The 23,905-nt window shown below is 42.0% G+C and carries 29 protein-coding genes; all 29 read left to right on the top strand.

Features of this window, described 5'->3' with window-relative positions; translation table 11 throughout:
* Positions 1 to 371: 371 nt before the first annotated feature.
* The 29 genes from D829_RS0115335 (at position 372) to D829_RS0115170 (ending at position 23,864) form a co-directional block, all read left to right on the top strand.
* Positions 372 to 887, top strand: a complete 516-nt coding sequence (locus D829_RS0115335; protein ID WP_017689792.1) for a GNAT family N-acetyltransferase — start codon at positions 372 to 374, stop codon at positions 885 to 887.
* Between the two features lie 24 nt (positions 888 to 911).
* Entirely contained in the window at positions 912 to 1,322 is a 411-nt protein-coding gene (locus D829_RS0115330) for a hypothetical protein (protein WP_017689791.1), read from the top strand.
* Positions 1,323 to 1,627: 305 nt separating this feature from the next.
* Positions 1,628 to 4,354, top strand: coding sequence for a YDG domain-containing protein (locus D829_RS0115325; protein ID WP_017689790.1), 2,727 nt, complete (start codon positions 1,628 to 1,630; stop codon positions 4,352 to 4,354).
* Between the two features lie 320 nt (positions 4,355 to 4,674).
* Complete coding sequence (locus D829_RS0115315) at positions 4,675 to 5,031, top strand: hypothetical protein (protein WP_193748475.1); 357 nt, start codon at positions 4,675 to 4,677, stop codon at positions 5,029 to 5,031.
* Positions 5,032 to 5,101: 70 nt separating this feature from the next.
* Positions 5,102 to 5,566 carry an NUDIX domain-containing protein gene (locus D829_RS0115310; protein WP_017689787.1) on the top strand — a complete coding sequence of 155 codons (465 nt, stop codon included), beginning with the start codon at positions 5,102 to 5,104 and terminating at the stop codon, positions 5,564 to 5,566.
* A 171-nt stretch (positions 5,567 to 5,737) separates the two neighbouring features.
* Positions 5,738 to 6,412, top strand: coding sequence for a zinc dependent phospholipase C family protein (locus D829_RS31145; RefSeq protein ID WP_017689786.1), 675 nt, complete (start codon positions 5,738 to 5,740; stop codon positions 6,410 to 6,412).
* A 108-nt stretch (positions 6,413 to 6,520) separates the two neighbouring features.
* On the top strand, positions 6,521 to 6,973 hold the full coding sequence (locus D829_RS0115300; RefSeq protein WP_017689785.1) for a hypothetical protein: 453 nt from the start codon (positions 6,521 to 6,523) through the stop codon (positions 6,971 to 6,973).
* A gap of 33 nt (positions 6,974 to 7,006) precedes the next feature.
* The gene (locus D829_RS0115295) at positions 7,007 to 7,510 is read left to right on the top strand and encodes a DUF4188 domain-containing protein (protein ID WP_017689784.1); all 504 of its coding nucleotides are present in this window, start codon (positions 7,007 to 7,009) and stop codon (positions 7,508 to 7,510) included.
* A gap of 118 nt (positions 7,511 to 7,628) precedes the next feature.
* A complete protein-coding gene (locus tag D829_RS0115290) occupies positions 7,629 to 8,036 on the top strand; it encodes a hypothetical protein (RefSeq protein WP_017689783.1) in 408 nt (135 codons plus the stop codon).
* A gap of 322 nt (positions 8,037 to 8,358) precedes the next feature.
* Positions 8,359 to 8,766, top strand: a complete 408-nt coding sequence (locus D829_RS0115285) for a hypothetical protein (protein WP_017689782.1) — start codon at positions 8,359 to 8,361, stop codon at positions 8,764 to 8,766.
* A 1,117-nt stretch (positions 8,767 to 9,883) separates the two neighbouring features.
* The gene (locus D829_RS31140; RefSeq protein ID WP_241230783.1) at positions 9,884 to 10,627 is read left to right on the top strand and encodes an adenylyl-sulfate kinase; all 744 of its coding nucleotides are present in this window, start codon (positions 9,884 to 9,886) and stop codon (positions 10,625 to 10,627) included.
* A 319-nt stretch (positions 10,628 to 10,946) separates the two neighbouring features.
* A complete protein-coding gene (locus D829_RS0115255) occupies positions 10,947 to 11,438 on the top strand; it encodes an NUDIX hydrolase (RefSeq protein WP_017689776.1) in 492 nt (163 codons plus the stop codon).
* A 14-nt stretch (positions 11,439 to 11,452) separates the two neighbouring features.
* Positions 11,453 to 12,022 (top strand): histidine phosphatase family protein, encoded by a 570-nt coding sequence (locus tag D829_RS0115250; protein WP_017689775.1) that lies wholly within the window; start codon positions 11,453 to 11,455, stop codon positions 12,020 to 12,022.
* Between the two features lie 20 nt (positions 12,023 to 12,042).
* Positions 12,043 to 12,549 carry a GNAT family N-acetyltransferase gene (locus D829_RS0115245; RefSeq protein WP_017689774.1) on the top strand — a complete coding sequence of 169 codons (507 nt, stop codon included), beginning with the start codon at positions 12,043 to 12,045 and terminating at the stop codon, positions 12,547 to 12,549.
* A 31-nt stretch (positions 12,550 to 12,580) separates the two neighbouring features.
* Positions 12,581 to 13,093 (top strand): nucleoside deaminase, encoded by a 513-nt coding sequence (locus D829_RS0115240; RefSeq protein WP_017689773.1) that lies wholly within the window; start codon positions 12,581 to 12,583, stop codon positions 13,091 to 13,093.
* Entirely contained in the window at positions 13,090 to 13,464 is a 375-nt protein-coding gene (locus D829_RS0115235; RefSeq protein WP_017689772.1) for a hypothetical protein, read from the top strand. The genes D829_RS0115240 and D829_RS0115235 overlap by 4 nt, the downstream gene beginning before the upstream one ends.
* A gap of 41 nt (positions 13,465 to 13,505) precedes the next feature.
* Positions 13,506 to 14,048: a GNAT family protein gene (locus D829_RS0115230; protein ID WP_017689771.1), complete on the top strand. Its 543-nt coding sequence runs from the start codon at positions 13,506 to 13,508 to the stop codon at positions 14,046 to 14,048.
* A gap of 20 nt (positions 14,049 to 14,068) precedes the next feature.
* A complete protein-coding gene (locus D829_RS0115225; RefSeq protein WP_017689770.1) occupies positions 14,069 to 14,734 on the top strand; it encodes a Type 1 glutamine amidotransferase-like domain-containing protein in 666 nt (221 codons plus the stop codon).
* The gene (locus D829_RS0115220) at positions 14,727 to 15,620 is read left to right on the top strand and encodes a PhzF family phenazine biosynthesis isomerase (RefSeq protein ID WP_017689769.1); all 894 of its coding nucleotides are present in this window, start codon (positions 14,727 to 14,729) and stop codon (positions 15,618 to 15,620) included. The genes D829_RS0115225 and D829_RS0115220 overlap by 8 nt, the downstream gene beginning before the upstream one ends.
* A 37-nt stretch (positions 15,621 to 15,657) precedes the next feature.
* The gene (locus D829_RS0115215) at positions 15,658 to 16,113 is read left to right on the top strand and encodes a GNAT family N-acetyltransferase (RefSeq protein ID WP_017689768.1); all 456 of its coding nucleotides are present in this window, start codon (positions 15,658 to 15,660) and stop codon (positions 16,111 to 16,113) included.
* A complete protein-coding gene (locus D829_RS0115210) occupies positions 16,076 to 17,095 on the top strand; it encodes a phosphotransferase (RefSeq protein WP_193748473.1) in 1,020 nt (339 codons plus the stop codon). Before D829_RS0115215 ends, D829_RS0115210 begins: the two co-directional genes overlap by 38 nt.
* A 53-nt stretch (positions 17,096 to 17,148) precedes the next feature.
* Positions 17,149 to 17,988: a GNAT family N-acetyltransferase gene (locus D829_RS0115205; RefSeq protein WP_017689766.1), complete on the top strand. Its 840-nt coding sequence runs from the start codon at positions 17,149 to 17,151 to the stop codon at positions 17,986 to 17,988.
* 31 nt (positions 17,989 to 18,019) lie between these two features.
* On the top strand, positions 18,020 to 18,610 hold the full coding sequence (locus D829_RS0115200; protein ID WP_017689765.1) for an HD domain-containing protein: 591 nt from the start codon (positions 18,020 to 18,022) through the stop codon (positions 18,608 to 18,610).
* A 133-nt stretch (positions 18,611 to 18,743) separates the two neighbouring features.
* The gene (locus D829_RS0115195; protein WP_017689764.1) at positions 18,744 to 19,523 is read left to right on the top strand and encodes a hypothetical protein; all 780 of its coding nucleotides are present in this window, start codon (positions 18,744 to 18,746) and stop codon (positions 19,521 to 19,523) included.
* A 137-nt stretch (positions 19,524 to 19,660) separates the two neighbouring features.
* A complete protein-coding gene (locus D829_RS0115190; protein WP_017689763.1) occupies positions 19,661 to 20,341 on the top strand; it encodes a zinc dependent phospholipase C family protein in 681 nt (226 codons plus the stop codon).
* A gap of 101 nt (positions 20,342 to 20,442) precedes the next feature.
* Entirely contained in the window at positions 20,443 to 20,865 is a 423-nt protein-coding gene (locus D829_RS0115185) for a hypothetical protein (RefSeq protein WP_017689762.1), read from the top strand.
* A gap of 27 nt (positions 20,866 to 20,892) precedes the next feature.
* Positions 20,893 to 21,471, top strand: a complete 579-nt coding sequence (locus D829_RS0115180) for a GNAT family N-acetyltransferase (protein ID WP_017689761.1) — start codon at positions 20,893 to 20,895, stop codon at positions 21,469 to 21,471.
* Between the two features lie 336 nt (positions 21,472 to 21,807).
* Positions 21,808 to 22,305, top strand: a complete 498-nt coding sequence (locus D829_RS0115175) for a PH domain-containing protein (protein ID WP_017689760.1) — start codon at positions 21,808 to 21,810, stop codon at positions 22,303 to 22,305.
* Positions 22,302 to 23,864 carry a PH domain-containing protein gene (locus tag D829_RS0115170; protein ID WP_017689759.1) on the top strand — a complete coding sequence of 521 codons (1,563 nt, stop codon included), beginning with the start codon at positions 22,302 to 22,304 and terminating at the stop codon, positions 23,862 to 23,864. The genes D829_RS0115175 and D829_RS0115170 overlap by 4 nt, the downstream gene beginning before the upstream one ends.
* Positions 23,865 to 23,905 lie beyond the last annotated feature (41 nt).

The following is a 23,905-nucleotide window of genomic DNA, read 5'->3' as shown; positions in this document are numbered from 1 at the left end:
AGCTTTCTTTCAGAAAGCTTTCAGGCGAACGCTCCGCTTCTTCAGGTTATTTCTGTCCTCTCCGTTTTTGTGTAAAAAGTTTAGTTGAACCTATATAATTCGATAATTATTAGCTAAGTGCTAATGGATACTTGGTGAAAAATAAAGATAAGACCAATAATCGGATTCTGTAGGTAGTCTTTTTTTGTACAAATGTTCATGTCCACTGTGAAAGTTAAGGTTACTCCATAGTTTAAACCAAACTTTGCCTATATCTGCTGTGGTTGAAAGGATATATTGAGAACAGGGCACAGCAAGCTTGCTGTGGACATCGGAAAGGTTATGTATGGATCACTAACTAACTCATTAACTAAGGGAGATGTGCAAAGAAAATGAATGTACACATTAAGAGTATTTTGGCAGAACAAAAGGAATTGTTTCTCAACCTGTACAACTTGTACTTATATGATCTGTCTGAATTTTCTGGCGAGGATCTACTTGAAGAGGGGAAATATGATCCAACGAACACCTATCTATATCTGGAACGCGATGAATTACATCCGTTTTTGATTCAGTATGAAGGAAAGGTTATTGGATTCGTACTGGTGTGCTCACCTCCATATGTGCCGGAAGGTGTGGATTATACCGTGCAAGAGCTATTCCTGGTCAAAAAATATCGCGGACAGGGGCTGGCAGCACAAGCGGTTGACTTGGTTTTTGCTCAATTTGAGGGTACATTCAAAGTAGAACAGCTTGCTAATAATGCGGCAGCAGTTTCATTCTGGAAAAAATATTATGAGCAACATCAGATTGAATATACTGAGTCTGAATATAACATTGAGATTGACAACATCGCTGGCAGCCACCGGATTTTGTCTCAGACTTTTGTGCGTGGAAGAGAGAAATAATATTTAAATTAGAAGGTGATTAGTTTGTTCATTATCGTAGCAACCAAGGGGAGTCTGAAGTGGGTTTCGGGTGTGTTTCAGGCAGAAGATGCAGCTGGCCAGTACATGGATCTCATACCTGATGAGCTTAAGGGATACCAGCAATTCATTCAGATAGAGAACATCACATATCCTTTTTATATTATAGAGCGTCAGGAATCTCCATTTCGGTTTCTTGGCAAAGATGGAGTGATTGCACTTTTGGATAAAACAGATGTGTCAGAAGATGAAGATGAGGTGCACTTTAATATCTACACGGTGGATTCAGATTATAGACCAAAGAAACCTGGAACAGATTATATGGGAATACTGAGACATGATCATGTGGCCAATGAATCTATAGAGATGTACCGCGAAGAAGGGACAGCGTTTCTGATTGAACGAAGGATTTTATGAATGCGAGAATTGAAGATACTAGTGATCCAGCACTTTAGTTCACCACCTAATTTAATACACGAGGATACCTATGGATGCGACAATGAGGTGTCCTTTTTTGTTATATTTCAGCTCTGATTTTGTTAGAGAGGAGCAGAAGAAAATGTATACTGTATACATCCGAATTTGGGCTGTAAACTCTTTAACAGACTGGGTTTTTCAGCCATATTTCATGGTCAGTATTTTATGTATACTATTGCTGATCTTTGTGATAAGTTGAGCGAATAAGATCCAGTAATCATACTATGAGTGAGAGGACTAATATCATGAATTGTGCTAAAAAGCTTGTGACCACTCTATTGATTACAGTTATGTTGTTTTCATCGTTTAATGTAGTATTTGGTGCCGCTGAATCTTCGGCATCAGACATCGAGGGAAACTGGGCAGAAAGCCAAATTACGAAATGGATCGACAAAGGTTTTATTCATGGTTATGAAGACGGCAGCTTTAAACCGAACAATACTATAACAAGAGCAGAATTTTTCTCATTGGTTAATCGTTCATATGGATTTACTGAAACAGCATCTGTATCCTTCAAGGATGTTAATTCATCTAACTGGGCATATGCTGAGGTTTCCAAAGCTGTAAAGGCTGGATATATAAAGGGTTATAGGGACGGTACAATCGGTGCCAATAAACCCATTAGTAGACAAGAAGTTGCAGTTATTATCGATGATCTTCTGGATCTATCGAATGAAGCTAGTACTGGGGAGCCCTTTACGGATTCGAGTACAATAGCCTCATGGGCTAAAAAATCGGTGGATGCTACTGTAGCTAAAGGGATCTTGCAGGGCTACGATAATAACTTCAATCCGAATAAACCGATCACTCGTGCTGAAGCAGTCGTTGCGCTGGATCGTTCAGTGAATGCAAGAGCAACGGATTACAGCTTAGCTGGAACATATGGCCCTGAGGCGGGGATGCAGACCATTGATGGGGATGTGCTCATTAGCACGGCTGGGGTTACATTGAAGAATATGATCATCAAAGGAAACCTATTATTTAGTGAAGGTATCCAAGAAGGAGATGTACACCTTACGAATGTTACGATTAAAGGTGTGACACGGGTAGAGGGTGGGGGCGTTAGTACCATCTATTTAAAAAATACCGTAACATCTACCCTTATCGTTGATAAGAAAAAAGGACCTGTTCTCATTATTACAGAAGGTTCAACGACAGTTGGAGAATTAACCATTCAATCCCCTGCTACGCTACAAGAAACGGATACTACGGGTAATGGTTTCGGCAAGATTACGTTATCCGAGCGTTTACTTGCGGGGTCGAAAGTAGGTTTGAAAGGAACATTTGATTCCTTAACCGTTAAAGGCAGCGGGATTCAGGTGCATATTCCTGAAGGCCGTATTAAGGACGTTATCGTAGCAGTTAAAGCAACGGGGACGACACTTAACTTAGGCACGGATGCAACGATTGTAAACCTTTTCTTAGATGCAGTCGCTAAGATACTAGGCACGGGTACTATTGAAAAGGTGACGCTGAGTTCCGCTGCTAAAAGTGGTACGACTTTTGAAACTACAATTCGACTGTTGGATAAAGTCATAACTACAATTCCTCCAACTGTTCCTACAAATGTACCTGTGACTTCACCATCCACTGGTGGAACGGATACAATCGCTCCTACACTGTCCAATGTAACGAGTGGTCATATTGCAGGTGGAGATCCTGTGGTAGGTAGAAGCAATGAAAGTGGATATGTGTATCTGGTTCCTTCCGCAACACCAAAAACAATCACGAGTCTAAACCAATCTGTTGCAGGGTTGTTTGGCAAGAAACAGTCGGTGACAGCAAACGTAGATGCCACAATGAATACAGTGGGATTAGCGTCAGGTACGTATGTCGTATATGCCGTTGATCTCGCGAACAATATATCGATGGCTTCGGCAGAGATTGTTATTGGTACAAATCAGTTAACCGTTTCGACTCCAGTACTCTTAACCGAGAAAATGTATGATGGAACGGCATCGGCAACCGTAATAGCAGATTCACTAACTGGAGTTGCTGCTGGAGACCATGTAACTGTAAGTGCAGCAGCCACCTACAATGATGCAATAATAGGCACAGGTAAAACAATCACTGTAGTTTATACGTTAGGCGGAGCAGATGCAGCCAAGTATATTGCGCCTTCAAACTATACAACCCAGACAGGGGCCATTACAGCCGCACAGTTGACGATCGGCGAGCCGATGTTGACTGTTATTGAGAAGCCAGATGGAGATTCATCGGTAGTCGTATCTGCAGGTTCCTTAGTTGGGGTTGTTCCAGGTGAGGATGTGACGGTGAGTGCAGAGGCGGTATATGATACAACTTCCCCGCCTAAAGCGGCGCTTGTATCTGTGGTTTACACAATAGCCGGTACGGATAGTGGCAAATATATTGTTCCTGTGAGCAATACGAACTACACTGTTTATGTACAATTCAGTGAGGATACAGGTGTTATCATAGATCTGATAACAACTTCCAAAGTGTATGATGGAAATTTTGCAACAACTGTATTAGCCGGTTCTAGGAATGGATCTTGTGCAGGAATAGGTAAACAAGGTATTTGTCCTGGGGATGACGTAACGGTAAGTGCTTCAGGAGTCTATGATAATGAAAATGTAGGAACAAATAAGAAGATAACTATATCGTATACTCTATTGGGACCACCTGTAGAAGTAGGGAATTATACTCCACCAAAGGATATTAAAGTAGTTGGTGTGATCACTGCAAAGCAATTGATGATCACGGCTCCGACATTAATACTCTCCAAAGTATATGACGGAACTCTTGCAGCAAATGTAACGGCAGGTCAATTAACTAACGTGATCTCTGGGGATGACGTACAAGTAAATGCTGTAGCGACATACAATAATGCAGCTGTTGGTACCAGTAAAGTAATAACAATTAAGTATACTCTTACAGGGGATGATGCAGGAAATTATATTGCCCCAGCAACGCAGATGGTTGGTACGGGGGAGATTACTGCTACACCTTAATATTTATGTTATGAAGACCATTTTCATTAGTGACTTTTCTGATGAAGGTATAGATGCTAATAGAGTCTCCACTGTCGAATAAGACTGTGGAGGCTTTTTTTGATTTTATCGAGTCAAAACAACTTCGCATTTACCAATACATGGGTTATGATGAATTAAGAGGAGTCTATGGGAGTGAGCGTGTAAGGGGGCGCATGTAGGTATGCCGAAGCATCATTTTGTTATTGAAAACAAAACGCGAGTAAATGGGAATATTCATACATTCTACTCCTGGGATTCTCATGGCATGATACATAAAAGTGGGTTAACCACAGAGAATCATGCGACCTTGGAACATTGCGTACATCTATGATTCCCTTTGCTGGTTGGATACATGGAATCCATCTACCTGTATGAGATGTAGTGGGCTGAACAACTATGGAATAACCGTTATTGAAGAACAGGATGTTTTGTTAAAGTTTCATCAACTGATTCGGGCCTGGATTGAACTATTTAGTCATGCGACAGATCCGATTGTTCTAACAGGGAGTTACTGTTTTGATGGAGAAGAACGGAAGGGCTACTACGAGAAACTCGTGTACAACAAAGTTGAATTAATCAACGAATTACATAAGGTTGAGAACATGGCAAAGTATGCTGAGGTACATGGGAAATGCATTGTGCATTTTGGTATATAAAATTAATAGGAAAGTTTCCTGATTGAAATTGTGAACTGTTGAAGTAATCCAACAGAGAGGAGCAAGAATAATGACTAGTCGTATTGTAGTTACGGGTGGAGCTATTATTCGAGATCATATGGGGAGGGTTCTGCTGCAAAAGAGATCAGATTATGGAGATTGGGGATTACCCGGTGGTGGTATGGAGCCAGGTGAACGAATCGAAGAAACCATGATTAGAGAAGTGAAAGAGGAAACAGGGCTTGAGGTGAGTTCTTATGAATTGGCCTCCATCTACACGGGCGAGAGGATGCACTATACGTATCCGGATGGAAATGAAGTAGTATTTGTAATGTTTTTATTTGACGTTATTGCGGAGTTGGAAGGAAAACTCTGTGATGATCAATTAACTCTTTTATTTGAAGATGAACAGAAGGAGTCATTACAGCTTGTTTTTAAAAGTCTGGATGTGATTGATATTTCCACAATTAACAATGTGCAGAAGCCTATATTTGTAGATTTGAAGCAAGGAGAGTCTAAATTACTACGCAAGTGACAGCGTTAATAGAATAATTCAAAATGAATAGAGGTTAGATTATGGTGAAAAACATGGCAATAATTCAACCTTTTATTCCAGCATTTTCTGTTCAAAATTTGGAGTGGGTTGCTGAGCTTTGTAGGTCATAAAGTCTTAAGTGAAGCATTCATAAAGAAGGGAGTTTTTATATTGCCTTGGCCGATGGTACATTTTGCAATTGCATCCGAGTTGATATCCGAGCCATTCCCTGAATTGTTATTGGGGAGCCTTGCTCCTGATTCGATCCATGTAAGAACTAATCTTCGTACAGAAAAGGCGAAAACCCACCTCATGCCAGAGGCAGGAAGATTTGCAACAGACGAAGAACTTAAAGACTTTTTTGAAACCCAAAAGAAGTTAGCCTATAGTGATCCCAAATTCCTGCAATATCTGTGCGGTTACATCGCCCATATCTATACGGATCGCGTGTGGACATTCGATATCTATCCTGCATATGAAGTTCATCCCAACGGAAGAAGCGTGTATACACAGGATGTCACAAAGCTGGAGTTTATGATTTTACGGAATTGGAACAGGGCCAATGATTGGTTAAATGAGTTGAAAGTGGGGAGAGCATTTGATCTAGGCGGCTTGCTGGAATCTGAGGTTTATCAGTATAGAGGAGAGAAACTGGAGTTTTTAGCTAACCCTAACAACGAACCTTTGGGTAATTTAAATATTTTATCCATGGAAGCTATGGAAGAGTTCATACATAAAACGGCGTTAGCGCTAAAACAATTGTATACAAAATGGAATGTGTATGAAGATTTACGCAGCAATGAAGGCACTGCACAAATTCTTTCGCAAGCTGCATCCGAAGATTAATGAGATTATTTTAGCTGTAAATGACGGGAATATTGCGGCACAGCGGTTATAACTGAAAATGGGTTTCCAGTTATTCTGCTTCATAGAATTGCATAAAGGAGAATGACTATGGACATCGTTATGACGCTTGAACCGCACGGGTGGCTGGATATCCTGGTTCAACCTGATCAGGGAGAACAGATTGAGATTCCGGTTTCTTTTTTGTCGGATGCGGTGGATGAGATAGCACGTCAATTCGTTGCATTGCACAAAGGAGCCACGGAGGTAACCATGACCATGCAGACCGAACCTGGAGAATATCGATTCTGGATCAAGAAACGTTCGCAGGTAATCGTTCAATTCATGGTGTATGAGATGAGTGATAACTTTAGCACGGAAGCCGTCACAGAGGGGCGATTGCTTATGTCTGAGGAGTTATCCTTGGTCAAGTTGACTAAACTATTTTACAGAGAACTAAGCAAATTGAAGGAAATGGGACTGGAGGAATATCACAAACGGTGGAGTTTTGATTTCCCCCTGAATGCCTATGAGCGAATAGGAAGGGGCGTCCAGATCCGATGAAATCGAATGTTTTTGACGAGAAGGAGGGGTGACGTGGCGAACATACATAAAGGAAGATATTCAGCTCAAATTGAAGGAGAATTTGTTGTTTTTATCATCGGAATGAGGATCAATCGTCTGTGGGCTATACACAAATGGCTGCCTGTCTTTAAGTCCATGGGTCCGATGATTAAAGAACTGTATATGAATCCAGAGACCGGATTTCTGAGTACAGAGTATTTTATAAGCTGGCGAGGGGTGACGTTACTACAATACTGGCGCTCGTACGATGAATTGGAGAAGTACGCACGGGGTGGATTACACTTGGAAGCTTGGAAAAAATTCAACCGATCCATTGGTACTGACGGAACAGTAGGAATCTATCATGAAACATACAAGGCTCAGTCGGGTTCCTTCGAAACCATATACGCCAACATGCCCAAATTCGGATTATCTAAAGCGTCTGACCATGTGCCTTCGACAGGCAAGATGGAGACATCCAGACGCAGAATGGGCGGAGAGAATGACCCGGCAGTGGAAGCACCAGAGAATCCTTAAAGTGGTGAATAGAGAGGAGCATACTATGAAGGCTAGACTTCGACCAGATGATATATATTCAAAGTAACTTAGCTGGCTGTGTATTGAACCGATGCTTGTTTCGGTACGTGGCAGAGATATGGCAGCCAAAACAGAGATATACCGAAAGTTACACGAAGGGCAACAAGCCTTATTTCTGTTCTATTCCTATCACAATCACACGAAGAGTCTGGCAGAATTTTATTGGTTTTCGGCCTATAACATCATTGAGATCAAGAGTTGGAATGGAATAAAAAATGGGATGCACTTTTTTCATTTAGATGAAATGGTGAATGTACTTGAACAGATTGAAAGTCTCATTAAGGACAAAAATAAAGTGGGTGAAGAGTGGCGTGAGGTGTTAGCAACGGATCTGGATAAGGACCCGATTTTGCTTCAAAGAACAGAGATGTTATATGCTGCATATCAGACCGTAGCGCAAGCTGCTATTGCACACATGAATGAGATGATTCTGCAAAATCAGGAGATGTATCTGGAGATTGAGTAAGGTTATATGAATATATGGATTCTAGGGGGCTACTCATGAGTGAGTAGTTTTTTTATATGTACGAGAAGAAAACTTGTGCTGCACATCATCTCTTTTTATTTTTATGCTAGAATGGATAGCAGGAAAAAAGCGGAAGAGTTAAATAACATTCTCAAGTAGGCAAGGAGTACACGTATGAACGAGGGAGAACTGTTGCAGCTGTACGGATTGGAGCCTAGAGCCATATGAGTTTGTTAATTTCTCCGAAACGGAATGGGTCTCACACTATAAACAATATTATGGTGTTTGATTCGGATTTATAAGGTATGGAAGGAGGGGGACTATGCCAAGTTTGCATGACAACATCATATTAAGCTACGAAGTTGATTTAGAGAACAAAAGAATCAGGATGCGCACACGTTCAAGTCATGCTGTACCGAAAAATATGGATGTTTTATTCTCTGGTGTAATGGCCCATGCGTTTGATACACCTCTGCATGGCAGCATTATTTTCGATCTGGATGAGTGGGAAATAGAGCATTTTATCCCTTATAATCGAGAGTTGTTAGAGTCAGGGAAGGGTCAAGCTTGGCCTGTCAGTTATGATTCCTATGACGAATTGCAAATCCGGCTGATCGAGGAGAAATACAAGTACATGGTGATCTCATCCTCGTATGGATTGAGTGGTTGGGTTTTGGCGAAGAACGTAGAGATTACTGTTCAAGAAACGGGTGAACGAGATGAAGGGTGAAAACACACAGCATGGTGGCAAGAAGGGCGCAGGACTAAGAACGGGCATTTGTTCTTGTTGTTCTGCTCGTTATTCTAGTAATGACCAATCCAAACGAAGAAGATTTTGTTGCGTGGATCGCAAGTGAACATGACATCCATGCTTCGTATGATGTGAATGATGGCAGGACGTTTACGCAGACGATCGACGGTGAGGAAAAGACGCTTCATTATAAAGGCAAACATATAGGGCACATAGGGATTTTTTTAACATACAGTTACCGTTTTGCGGATACTGAAGAAAAAGAGATCCAGATTGAAGCGATCGGCATAATGAATATGTTATTTGATAGATAGTTAGATTGATTGTGGACGGTTACAAAAGTTGAGTGAAAGTTCTGCTGATAACCACGCGCTTTGCATGATGTAACTCGTGCAGAGAAGTGTGGTTTTTTGCGCGAAATACGATAGAAACAGAGATGGTTAACTTCGTTTATTCGCAAATTCCACATTATGGGTTATGATGTACCTTGAGAGAAAATTTTACATACATAGGAAGTCTCTATTTTAAATAAAAGGCATTTAAGGTCTTTACCAGGGGAGTATTATCCATGATTGAATGGAGGGCTGACTATGAAAAAGTTAACCGTAGTTTCATTATTATTTCTACTTCTAGTGGCCTGTCAGAACCAGGAAAACACTGAAGATGCACAACAGGATGAAGAAATATCGACATCCCACCAGAGTATCTCGATGAAACAAACTATACAGGGGACAAATTGGAAATCGTCAAACTTATAAATGCCCGTATGCGTTATTTATACGAAGAGGATGAAAAGCGATATATGAATCTTTTTGATCCAAAATCTCCTATATCAGGTATGGGAAGATACAAAGTTCTCAAGGTTACTCCCATGAGCGACATAACTATATAGGAGCAAAGGAAGCTCTTTCAGGCAGTGGTGACGGTTAACGAGTTAAAAGAGAACAACGAAGAGTATAGCAATACGATGGTGTTTTGGAAAAAGAAAGAAGATGGCGATAACGCGCAATGGATTTTTGCAGACATTGATTAAGCACAGTAGAACACTGTCTTGATCATGGAGCTGAAAATTTTATACAACCTAAAGGATGATGTAATGATGGCTAGGCGATTAATACTCATTGAAGGATTACCGGGTTCAGGCAAGTCGACGGTTGCCAAAATGGTATCCGAAATTTTGATAGAACAAGGCAAGACGGTACAACTATTTCAAGAAGGAAACCTGGATCACCCTGCTGATTACGAAGGTGTTGCTTTTTATCATACTGGAGATTTCGGGAACCTATTAACCACACATGAAAAATACAGAGAGGTTCTGGAAAGTAATGCGATTGCCCATGATCAAGGTTTCCTGATTCCTTATCGTAAGATGAAAGAACAATGGGGAATAGAACTTCCCGATCACATTGTACAGGATATTTTCAGCCGAGATATTTACGAAATTCCTTTTGAGCAAAATGTTAAACTGATCACCGAGAAGTGGCAAGAGTTTACCCAAAACGTGTTAAGCACGAATGATGATTGCATCACGATATTTGAGTGTTGTTTTATCCAGAATCCACTGACTATGGGTCTTGTAAAATGCAATCAATCCAAAGAGCAGAACGTGCAGTATGTATTGGAACTGGGGCGTATCATTCATGCTCTGAACCCGCTTCTCATCTATATCGACCAGAAAGATATATCCTATACATTTGATAAGGCGGTTAGTGAAAGACCAAAAGAATGGTCAGAGGGATTCATTAATTATTATACGAACCAGGGTTTGGGGCAGGCACAGGGTTATCAGGGTGTTGAGGGTACGGTACAGGTTTTGCAGGAAAGAAAGAAGCTGGAGTAAGAAATCTATGGGTTACTTCAAATGGATAAGGTAGGGCTGGACAACTCGGATTATGACCGCGAGGCTTGTAGGCATAAGCTAGAAAAGATTCTGCAGTAATCTTAATGAAATACGAATACATACCGGAGGTTAGTTTTATGACATTTTATGGAGTAGCCTTAATTGCAATAACCGCAATCTTAATTATTATAGGTGTTCGAAGCAAACGGAAAGTAATTCTTAGATGGGGCATAGCCAGTTTAATTTTATTGCTCGTACTCATCATTCCCTCATTCATCATGGGATTCATGGACGGATTTGCTGATGGGTGGTCAGCGAGATGACCACTGCAGATAACAATAATATATCGTATGAACAAAATAACAACAAATTCAACTTCCGTGTGGCAGGTATTGTGATGGATGCGGGAAGAGTTCTTTTGCATACGACTGAACAGGATGATTTCTGGAATCTGCCCGGAGGTCGGGTGAAATTAAACGAGACAACAGAAGTGGCTATTGTGCGAGAGATGATGGAGGAACTGGGTGTTCATGTAGAAGCGCAAAGGCTCGCATATGTTAGTGAAGATTTCTTTGAGTATGATGGTCTGAAGTATCATGAAGTTGGCTTTTATTATCTCATCACATTGCCGGAAGCCCATAAGCTATATAGTGAAACTGAATTCAAAGGATTAGAAGATAACGGTAAGTTAACTTTCCAATGGTTTTCCTTGGACGAACTGGAGCAGATGGAAGTATATCCTGTGTTTTTGAAAAAGGAACTGACTAATCTCCTTGATGTAAAAGGCATCAAACACTTCATTCAGAAATAGAGGAATAGGTGCCTATGGACATTACATTTATTCGTCATGGTCATGGCGAACATTTGATGGATTACCCTAAACAATTAAATTGCCTGCACCCTGACCTCACTGAATTGGGAAAAAGTCAGGTCATAGCGTTGCGTAAACAAGTGGTTTTTGCGCCTGAAGACGTCATTTTGGTCAGTCCAACAAAACGTACTATTGAAACAGCACAGCTTCTGATCCCTAACAAAAATCTTGTGTTCTTCAGCCCGCTGGTTGGCCCAAGAATGTTTCCTCAAAATCCAGAGTTTGTACCTTTCGTCTGCGATCAGATCTATTCCAAGGAAGAACTCAGCCATCAGTATACTGACATAAGAATGCTTGATTTGGGTTTGGATTGTTGGAAAAAAAGTATTAATCAGATGGATGCACATCGATTCAAGAAATTAGCTGAACAGCTTCTTGAATGGTGCAGGCAACAGAGCGGCAATACGTTTATCATTTCCCATGATGGTACGATATCGAACTACAGGATGTTACTCGGAGAAGAAGGGCTAACCAAAAGTGATTTTCTTGGTGAAGCAGGACAGTACACAATCCGAAACGTTTAACGATTAAAGGAGATTCCGTCATGGCTTATTTTCCTGGTGTAGAGACTGAACGATTGAACCTCAGAGAGTTAACCATAGCGGACCGACAGGTTGTATATGAACATTTCGCTGAACCGGATGTAACCCGGTTTATGGATATTGAGCCTTGTCGTGACGTAAAAGAAGCAGAAGAAATCATACAATTTCACATCGATGATTCTGGATGCAGATATGGTCTATTCCATAAATCAGATGGCGAATTCATAGGCACAGCGGGGTTTCACTGTTGGAATCAGGAGTCGCCATCGAAGGCGGAGATTGGGTTTGATTTATCTTCGTCCTATTGGGGACAAGGGCTGATGCAGGAAGCTTTAACCGCAATTATCGAAATCGGCTGGAACAAGATGAATCTTGATTTTATTGAAGCGACAGTGGAGCAGGCAAATATTCAATCGCAGAGCTTGTTAGGAAAGTTGAACTTTTCGAAGTCCACTGAGTTAGTAGACAATCTCTTTTACTACACATTACACAAGGAATCTGCTTTATAAGCGACTATAACTGCACTTAGGGGGATTTTCAATGAAGTTATCGGATTATGACTATCTGACTTTGGCTCTGGAAGAAGCAGAACAATCACTTATTAAAGGGACGTATCCGATTGGTGCGATAATCGTCGATGTGGATGGGAATGTCGTGAGTAAAGGCAGGAACCGAGTCTTCTCAGATTGCGACCCCACCGCACATGCTGAGGTGGATGCCATTCGTGGGGCAGGAAAACATTTGCTGGATGTAGACAACAAGAGATTCACGAAGAAAGACCTGACGCTCTATACTACCTGTGAACCTTGTCCTATGTGTTCTTGTACCATATTAATGTCGGGTATTAAAAAGATTGTATGGGCAGCGGATGATGAAGAGTATGGCGGCCTTCGACGTTTCAAGGAAGGACCTCATTTTATCCATATGTTTGACACGTTATCCTGCGTTGCAGCACCATACCTTGATCTGGAAAATAAACAGAGAGCTTTGCTCGCCAAATGGAATATTGGTAGAGGTTTGCTTAATACAGAATGGGAGATTCCTAAACAATGAAATCTATTCCGCTCTCTATACTCTTAGCCAGTGTCATTTTAGGTATCTCGTTTATTATTGGCTGTATATTGCTAACGACTCAGGAGAGAAATAGTGAACTGACTCAGGCAGCAGAGCAAGAAGTGCCAAGTGATAAAGTATTATTGACGATGCAAGAAACTGCCGAGTATCTGAGTATGACTGAAGAACAGGTAATGAGTATTATTAAGGCTGAGCAAGGGAGTTTCACGGTGGCAGGTTTCTTTGATGGGAGAATGTTTCCGTTCATTAAGGTTCAGGATAAATTTTTTGTGAGTAGAGTAGAGTTGGACTTGTGGGTTCAAGAAGCATCTGCGAGTCACAGAAGATATATTAACGGGCTGATGCAGTAGTCTATGGGAATGATGGCATAACACAAAGGAGATGAATCCACATGGAATTTGTGGGAGAGAAGGTAAGAATAACAACAGTCACAGAGCAGGACCTCGACTTCATATGTCAACTTGAATGTGACACAAACATATGGAGCTTTGAGGAAACTGTTGAAACGGATGAGGAAAAGGTCCGTGAAAAATATCGCAGCCATTTTGCTGTCGCAGAAGAGAAACCCTATGCCTATGATTTCGTTATACGCCGTTTGAATGATCCGGAAGATACACCCATTGGTATTGTTCAGATGTGGAGTTATGTGGATTACCGAAAAAGCTGGGAACTTGGATACGGTGTGCTTTCAGAATACGCAGGCAACGGATACGGGAGTGAAGCTACCCGACTTTTGTTACAATTTGCATTTCAAGAGTTACAAGCTCATAAGGTCGTCGGCATGTGTAATTCACAAAACGTTCGCTCAGCAGCACTGATGCAGCATGTGGGTATGACACGGGAGGCCGTCTACCAGGAAGAACTATGGTGGAACAATCAGTGGACAGACCAGTATTTTTTCTCGATTTTGGATAGAGAGTTTAAGTCAGTCTAATAGGTACGGGAGGAAATAAGATGACTACATTGGTTCTGCTAAGTGATTTGGTATTCAAATCTAACGATAAATTGGATCAGAGAATACGAAGCTTATTCAACAGTGAACAGCCTTCCATCGGATATATCCCTTCATGCTCCGACCCGGAGCGGAAGTATTTTGAACACACTAGACGTTACTACAATCAAGTAGGAATAGATAACATTCAATATTACGATCTTGATCTGGAGTATGAGGAGAGAACATTTGGCTCTATTTTCGAATGTGATGCGATTCATCTATCCGGCGGAAATACGTTTTATTTTCTAAGTTTATTACAGAAGAGAAATGTGTTTGGTTTGCTGCATTCCTATGTGAAGAGTGGCGGCATTCTGATTGGGGTCAGCGCAGGTAGTATTCTGACTACACCTACGATCGAGATAGCAGGGTATGGGGAAGATGCAGATGAAAACAATGTAGATCTGAAAGATATGAGAGCACTGGGACTCGTTGATTTTGAATTCGCACCGCACTGGGATGGTTCGGAAGACACCCTGAATTCATTAAGTAAGTATACCCGTGTTAATCGTACGGCGGTTTATGCGTGCCAAGATGGTGGCGGGGTTGTAATTAATGATGAAAGCGTAGAGTTATATGGAAATGTGCGTCGCTTAGATTACAGAGAGAGTGGGTCTAATCATGAGTGATGTTACGGTCTATCATTATGATGCTTTCTCTACAGTTCCCGGCCAAGGGAACCCGGCAGGAGTGGTTTTTGATGCGGATCATTTCAGTGAGACGGAGATGCAGCAGATCGCTTATAAGGTTGGTTTTAATGAGACGGTATTTGTGTTGAACTCTGAAGTAGCTGACGTCAGATTACGTTATTTTACGCCGGGCCATGAGATTAATCTGTGTGGTCATGCCACAATGGCATCAATGTATGGTTTGAAGACGCGTGGGATGTTGAGTGACAAAGAGTTAATCACGATTGAAACCAATGTAGGTACATTACCCATACGATTTGAGCGCAATGCCGACACCATTTACATGGAAATGAAACATGATCAGCCGCAGTTTATACCGTTCCAGGGGGATATCGAGAAGCTGGTAAGCGCCATAAACCTCACTCTGGATGATGTAGACCTTTCCACGCCAATCGTTTATGGAAGTACAGGAACCTGGACGTTATTAATCCCGATTCGTGAACTGAACTCTTTTATGAAAATGAAACCGGATTCTTCCCTGTTCCCAGGAATTTTAATTGATAATCCCAAAGCTTCTCTACATCCCTTTTGTTTCAAAACCCGTGATTCCGATGCCATGATGCATGCCAGACATTTTTCATCACCTTACTCTGGTACGACGGAAGATTCAGTGACTGGAACAGCCTCCGGGGTGATGGGTGCTTATTATTTAACCTATGTGAAACCGGAGATTGATGAGGTACAGTTTGTGGTAGAGCAAGGGCATGAGATGGGAAGAGATGGAAAGGTTCAAGTGAGTGTGATTCGGGATGGTGAGGATATGGATGTCAGAATGAAGGGGACGGCTATTTTTGTGCGTGAACTGAACGTTGAATTGGACACCTGATCCTATACGAAAGCAAAAAGCGTGAAGGGAGATTAACATGTTGCAAATTTTTGATATTCGGCAGAAGCCGGACGTGCTGCAAGAGGCGGTACAGTATTTCTGGAAACAATGGGGCTCGGAATCAAGCTTCCATTTCTATCAGGATTGTATAGAGCGTTCTGTGGAGACAGATAGTGATGTACCAAGATTTTATGTGATGCTGGACGGAGACCGAATTATCGGTGGGTACGCATTATTACGAAGCGATCTGAATAGCAGGCAGGATCTCTTTCCCTGGTTTGCATGTCTTCATGTTGATCCAGAATATCGGGGCCAGAACCTGGGTGGACAACTCCAGACCCATGCATTGAATGAGGTGAAAACAAAAGGGTATGACAAGCTGTATTTGTGTACTGATCTGACTGATTATTATGAAAAAAATAACTGGGCCTATATCGGTAAAGGATATCTGCTTGATGATGAAGAGACGAGAATCTATGAATATAAGATTTAATGAAATCATTTCTCATTATTTCGAAGATACCGAGTATACCTTGGGAGCCGTTCCATTTGGCTTGACGAATACGACCAAAATCCTTGAAATACAAGGACAGAGGTTTATCGTTCGTATCTATAACAGACATCTCAAAACGATCGATGGTATTGAACTGGAATGTAAAGTGACAGCGTTCCTTGAAAGCACTCATTCTTCGTTTCAGATCCCACTCTTTCATAGTGCTATAGATGGCCAACACTATTTATTATTAGAAGACGGGACGCTTGCGGCTATTACTACCTTTCTAGAAGGTACTGTACCCCAATTGTCTAGCGTAGACAAATCTAAGAAGTTTGGGCAGCTGGTGGGTGAGTTTTCGACACGAATGCAAGGGTTCCCAATAGGCAAGCAAGTTTACAGGGGAATTTCATTTACTAAAGTGTACGAAATTCATCCGTTGGCTAATCGTCAATCGATTAAGGTTTTTTATGAAAATCTACCTTTTGAATTATCAGTTTCAAGGGTTACCTTTTATCAGAAAATGATCACAGAAATTAAGAGTTCTAATCTGCAGTTAGAGATATTACCACAACAGTTGGTTCATCATGATTTGTTGATTTATAATTTGCTGGCTCAGAATGAGGAGATCACAGGCGTACTGGATTTTGATTTTATTGGTGTGGATGCTGCTTTTATGGAATTTGTAATTAGCTTTAATCATGTGGTTCAGGAATCCCAAGGGTCAATGGAAATAATCGAGTCCTTTCTTCAGGGATATGGCAGTGAACGCAAGCATTCAGCGCTTGAGTTTAGTTACTTACCTTTACTTACAAAAATCTATTATATAGCAGTACTTCATTTCTATATTGGTCAGCATTATGCCGGAGCAACGATTGAACACAACTTCACATTTATGATTGAACAGTTTGAGAGGAACATGAATTGGCTGGAAAAGCATAATCTTAGGATTCAAGAGTTGCTTAATATATACTTGGTTTGATTACACGCTTGATGTAATAATTCCTGAGCTGTCGTTATAGGAGGAATGAACCTATGATTACTGAGATTAATAAACATGATTTCCACAAAGTAAAACATCTCACGGACTCGTGTCAGAATATTGAAGTCAAGGCGGTGGCGTCTGGCTTGAATCCGGGACGGATCTATGTAGATGATGCAGAGAATATAACAGCAGCACTAATTTGGATACATGGACAATCTGGTTTTCAGTTGATCGGAGATTCCCGAAGTGAACCCTTTCTGAAAGAATTGAAAGAGTACATGCGGGAACGTATTGAACCTGAATTATTGAACTTACATATGCATGCTGTTGAAATTGGTGTGGTGGATGAAACCTGGGAAGATGTTCTTCAGCACATCTCGGGGAAAAGAGAGATCTCCAGTGATAGTCAGCATGTATTCAAGTTGAATCCAAATTCGATAAGTCAGCAAGTACCTCTCGACATATGTGCTTCACAGGACGAGGAAGTCAGAATTCTCGGGATAGATGAAGTACTATTAGGAGAGAGAAGATATAACAATTCTCCACTCCTGAAAAATAAAATCTCTCACTTTTGGACGACAATAGATGATTTTTTACAACATGGCTTTGGTTATATTGCAGTGCATAACAATGATATCGCGAGTGTTTGCCTTTCGGCATTTATTGCAGATCAGACACATGCGGTTGATATTGAAACGGTTGAACTCTACAGAAGAAGAAATTATGGTGCGATGGTGGCAAAAGCTTTTGTAGATGAATGCAGTCGTGTAGGCATACATCCGTATTGGGATTGTTCACCGGACAATGCAGGCTCAATTCGTCTGGCACAAGGTGTGGGGATGTCACTCGATTTTAACTATAGAGTTTACTGGTATGATCTATCCACATAGATGGGTATCGGATAATGAAGGAGGATGTGCTGTGAGCGAATCATTACAAGATCAGATTCACTTTCTCATTGAGATTGATAAACTGAAAACGATTGAACGAAAGACGAGAATTATCCATGGTGAGAGGCTTGAAAATGATGCGGAGCATTCCTGGCATCTGGCGATGATGGCTTTGGTTTTACTGAGTCATGCCAACAAGGATGTGGATATCCTCAAAGTCATTAAGATGCTTCTCGTTCATGATCTGGTTGAGATCGATGCGGGAGATACTTTTGCCTACGATACGGTGGGGAATACGGATAAATATGATCGTGAACTCAAAGCGGCTCATCGGCTGTTTGGTATGTTGCCTAAGGAACAGGCTGAAGAACTACTCCAATTATGGTTAGAGTTTGAAGCAAAGCAGACGCCTGAAGCACAATTTGCCTCATCTCTTGATCGGCTGCAGCCTCTGATCCACAATCATCAGAATGAGGGAGATACGTGGCAAAAATATAACATTACAAGTGATCAGGTATTAAACAGAAACCGTGAGATTGCGAACGGTTCCGAAACATTGTGGGAGTATGCGCAGCAGCTTATTCAGAAATCCGTGGATCAGGGAATCTTGACCAAATCATAAAAGTTTAGATTGGAGAGCGTTTTTAACGTTCACTAGGTCACATTCGAACAGAATTATCATTTTTCTCTCAGTGTTTTATCTTTTCTATTCTAGTATGATTAACGCATCATTCCAGTAAAGAGAGGTTCATAACATGGAAGCTTTTTTAGAGCAAATTAACAAGTTAAACGAGCTTCAAAAAGACTTGGTTAGCATACATCCTTTATTTGCAGAACATTATCCAGTGGTTGTAGCCTATGAAGCTTTATTATATATCTATGATTATTCGTCCAAAACGCAGCAATATGAGTGGGTGAAGACGGTACCGGACGATTTATATATTCCAGATGAATGCCTTGCTGCGATGCCGGTGCATCATATGAACGGACGAATGTGTGCGATTGTAACGGATGCAGCGTTCAAAGATCTGGAGCAGAAAGTTTATCTGTTCCACGAATATGTTCATTGTTATGTATATGAGAAATATGATGAACGGATCGTCAACCGTCTTCAAATTAAGCATAAAATGGACCAGCTGAAGCGCGTAACATGGGAACTGGATTATGAGTTTCCGTATGAAGATGAAGTCGTTGTGGAACGGATTAACTCATTGTTGTCTGCTTTGAAGAGTAAAGACCTCACACTAGTACACACAGCTAGAAAGGCACTGTTCCGTTCATTAAATGAAGAACAAGCCGAGTATTGGAGCTGGTTGGAGTGGAACGAGGGTTACGCGCGTTATATTGAGAATCTGATTCGGGCAAAATTTGGACAAGAAAGCAATCATATGGGAGACACAGCCCCGTTTAACCGCTTGATTTTCTATGAGTGTGGGTCGGAATACATTAGTCTTCTTGTGAAGGAGCATCCGGAGTACCATACGGATCTGGAGCAGCTGTTTGACCGCATGCAAGTGGAGAGAATTCAGGGATAATCACGCATCTACGGTGAAAAAAAGGTGGAACATCGAAGTCTCACTATTCCAGTGATCTGTACGTTGCACCAGTAGGTTATATCGTTTCTTTTTACTAAGTATAGTAGAATACTTCCCGTTAAAAGGAGATTAACTCTATGCCGTTACCTATGGTTCATCTCAATATTGCTAATCTGATTGCAAACTCGCTGCAAATGCAGGCTGATCGAGGTTCATTCTATCTGGGGAATATCGCCCCGGATTCCATACATATGCGCGAAGGTACAACCAGAGATGATAAGGAATACACCCATTTTAACCCGAAAGATGATGGAGATTACGTTGGTGAACTGAAGGATCTCTACTCATTCTATATGCAACAACTTACCGATGAAGGATGGAAGTGGTTTGTGCGAGGATACTTTATGCATGTGCTGACAGACTATTACTGGTTCCGTAGTGTGCATCCTGAATTCGTGGAACGGGTCAACAAGGTAGATCAACATACAGGTAGTAGCAGATCGAAGGATGAACTAGCGCGTTTATATTACCAGGAGACGGACCAGATCGATTTCAATCTCTATCAAGGTTCAAGTTGGAGCGAAAAGGTATGGCAGGTGCTCAACAGTTCACCGGGTTTTGACATGACGGATCGGTTAACTGCTGATGAGATTGTACGCTGGCGTGACCACACGTTTTCTTTTCTTAATGGGGAAGAACCGGGAATTACTCCTGAGTTCATCACGGGTGAGAGAGTTCAGGTATTCGTGGAAGAGACCGTAGAGCGACTGATCTCTATGTTGTCTTCATGGGACCCGGAGTTACGTAACTTGATATGAATATAGATAGTTAGTGCAGTTGAGTTATTCATTATATACTGTATTTATTACTTCTCTGTTCATTACTTGTCTAATTAACACGAAGTCGGGAGGAACACAGTATGGTGAGATATATAGGCGTGTTGCTCATAGTCGTCATTGCCACGTTCATTGCAGGGTGTAGCAAACCGAATGAATCGAACGCGGAAGAAGGGCTTCCTGTACTGATCACTTTAACGTGTAATCCCAACCTTGCCTTGGAACCATGCCAAGATGTTGTGTTTGATCGATCTGACGAGATTCGAATCATGATGGAGGCCATACATAAGGCAGAGCGTATGCCGGGTATTATTGATTATGGTACGCAGTACAAGATGAGCATAACAAATGCGGACAGCTCCATAACAAGGTATGATTTTTCACTAGGAATGGATCCCAAGATGCAAGGCTTGTTAGTAAACGAGGAAGACACGCATACTGGATATAGCATTCCTCTTGAGGATGCGAATCAACTAAGAAGACTGATTCAGCGACGTATAGATTAAGAAGGTATATGGGACGGAGAAGAACCTGTGGATGACAAAATTACCATTGAACCTTTGACGCGATCGGATGCAGATGGAGTGTATCAGGTGTTCGAGACAACCATTCCCGCAGCATTTGATCAGGAGGGAATAGGCTCGCTTCTGGATGATATCCAGAATGAAATATCACACAAAAAAGCGATGATTCACATGGCATTGCAAGCAAAGGACAACATAGAACCAAGTGTGTTTTTCCTCGTCGCCAAAATGGGAGATGTTATTGTAGGCACAATCTCGTTTGGACCGTGTGGTAAGGAGATTCGAGAATGTACAGAGGGCCGGCTGAACGAGATCGGAGAACTGGGTAGCCTGTATGTGTTGCCCGAAGTTCAAGGACAGGGGGTTGGTTCGGCGCTCATTCTCGCACTGGTTACTGAACTGCAACGGCTGGGAATTCAGCAATTCTGCCTGGATAGCGGTTACCAGATCGCACAGAAGAAGTGGCAACGTAAATTCGGTGAACCCTATGTGGTGGCGAAGAACTACTGGGGCGAAGGAACTGATCATATGGTTTGGCTGTGTGAAGTACAGGATTTTATAGAGGTTGTTCAAAAAGCCCGCTTTTGATTACGAAGGATGCCTAGTGGCATCATCAGCATCGAATATGGAATTCAGCCGAAATAAGCGGGAGGCTTACGAAGAATGTTTCCTTCGGAAACATTGTAGTTGCTCACGTAGTTTTCCCTACGCTCCGCTACTCCATTTCTAGCTTCATCCCATCTTCTCGGTACTGAAAACCAGTCTTTTTGAACATGCACTAAAGTAAAATGAAATGAACAAAAGAGATGACGACCTGTATTGTATAGGGGCCATCTCTTTATCTTTTTGCATCGATCGTGAACGATTGTTCGTACATTGTATCATGTGTGTTTTTATGTACCCGAGGACAAAAGGAGTGAACATATGTCAATCCAGTGGAATACACCCGAGCAACGGCTGTCCCCTCATGCGGTAAACTTGTGGAGAATTAGCGCCATCATATGGAATGTAATAGGTTTCTTGATCCTTGCCGTACTGTTAATACTCGACTCCATCTATGGATGGAAGACGTGGATTGGTTGGATTTTGTGGGGCTTTACGGCCATATCTGTGCTCTATGCGGTGTGGGATATTTTCATCCAGCCTTCATGGTTATACAAGCATTGGTACTATGATGTGAATGAGGAGTTCCTGCAACTGAAGCGTGGGGCGCTAACCAAGGTACATCAGATCATCCCCATGGCGAAAGTGCAATCGGTTACGACCAATCAGGGACCTTTAATGCGAAAATATGGACTCTATTCCGTATCGGTTGGCACGATGGGTTCATCGCATGAAATCCCGGCATTGCCAGAGGAAGTCGCACTTGCACTCCGTCATCAGATTGCGTCCTATGCGCGGATTAATGAGGTGGACGAATGATCGATATGAAGCGACATCATCCATTAACGATGCTGTGGAGTCTGTGGAAACTGGTGAAGAATTCGTTCGCCATCGTCTTGTTTTTGTTTGTTTTCCGTCAGGGCTCGGAGTCCCAATGGATATTCTATGGAAGAATCGCCTTTTATGCAGGTATTTCCATCGGCATCGTGTCAATCATCTTGAAGTGGTTTACTTCTCGTTATACAGCAGACGTTAAGGCCTTTCACATCTACAGTGGTGTGTTCAACCGTACTCGAAGGACGATACCGTATACCAAGGTCCAGAATGTGAATCGTCATACAACGCTGTTTCATCGTTTGTTCAGGGTGACGTCGATTCGATTCGAGACCGGAATTAAGGGAGAAGATGCTACCTTTCAGTTACACGTTGTTTCACTTTCCGAAGCAGAACAGCTGGAGAAGATTGTAGCAGGTCATATGGCTGAAGAAGCAGAAACAGCAGGAGCAACAGAGGAACATGATACGTTGGATGCAGTTCAGGTTATGGAAGAGAGAGAGGCGCAATCCGAACCTTTTATAACTGATGAAGTCATGTCTCTACCTGCAAAAGAAAAACAGGAACGGGTTGTTCATTATCATTCCACCCGCAAGGACATATTCAAAGCATCCTTTACCTCGCTTAGTTTTCTCGTACTGATTCCGGTCCTGGCTACGCTCTATTCCTGGGTGAAGGACTTCTTCCCTGATGAAGAAGTAACGGAAAGTTTGTTATTAACCTGGCTCGATTCCTGGTGGATTGCCGGTTTGATGATTTTAGTTTTATTGATCATATCTATTGCTCTGGGCATAGTCAGAACCTTTGTAAAGTATGGCAATTTCCAGATCACCTCGGATGCCAAGCGAATCTATATCTCGAAGGGCATGATGGAGCAAACGTCATTTTCAATCTTGAAAGAGCGAGTCCAGGCCGTGAAAATTACACAGTCACCGATGAAAAGGCTGCTTGGATTAGCGGAAGTAGAACTGGCCACTGCAGGTAGTCTGGGGGAATCCGAGCAGGAGGTGAACTCGCTCTATCCTTTCTTGCCTGTGAAGCAAGCCTATACCCTGATTGAGGAGATCCTGCCATCCTATCGGGTTACGCAGGAGATGGAAAAACTTCCACGAATATCACTATGGCTGCGCCTGCTCAAACCAAGCTGGGGATGGATCATGATCACGGGTTTATTGTGGTACTTCAAACCATTGGTGTTTGGGCAGAAGCATGCCTGGTGGATGATTTCCGCGATTCTGCTTGTGTGGATTGCAACATGCAGAGTGATGGACTTTTTCCATACCCGATACATTCTGCATCAGAATTTCATTCAACTTCGAACCGGTGCGCTCACTTCGACCCTCTTCATCTCCAAACGTGAGAAAGTCATCGAAGTGCAGATCACCCGTAATGTGTTACAGCGTTGGTTCGGTGTGGCTTCCATTCATACGGTAAACCGTGCCAAACCAGTACTGCATCATCGGGCACATGACATTTCCCTGGATACGGCGAAATCATTTCAATCATGGTACATGGGACGTACCCAAGATGTTCAGACCCGTTAATTGCAAGAGCAAGTGCAGGAAGACCAAACAAGGTTATTCTG

This window comes from Paenibacillus sp. PAMC 26794, from assembly GCF_000316035.1.
GTDB lineage: Bacteria > Bacillota > Bacilli > Paenibacillales > Paenibacillaceae > Paenibacillus.
The sequence above is the reverse complement of the archived record's forward strand: the minus strand, read 5'-3'. Positions and strand labels throughout refer to the sequence as shown.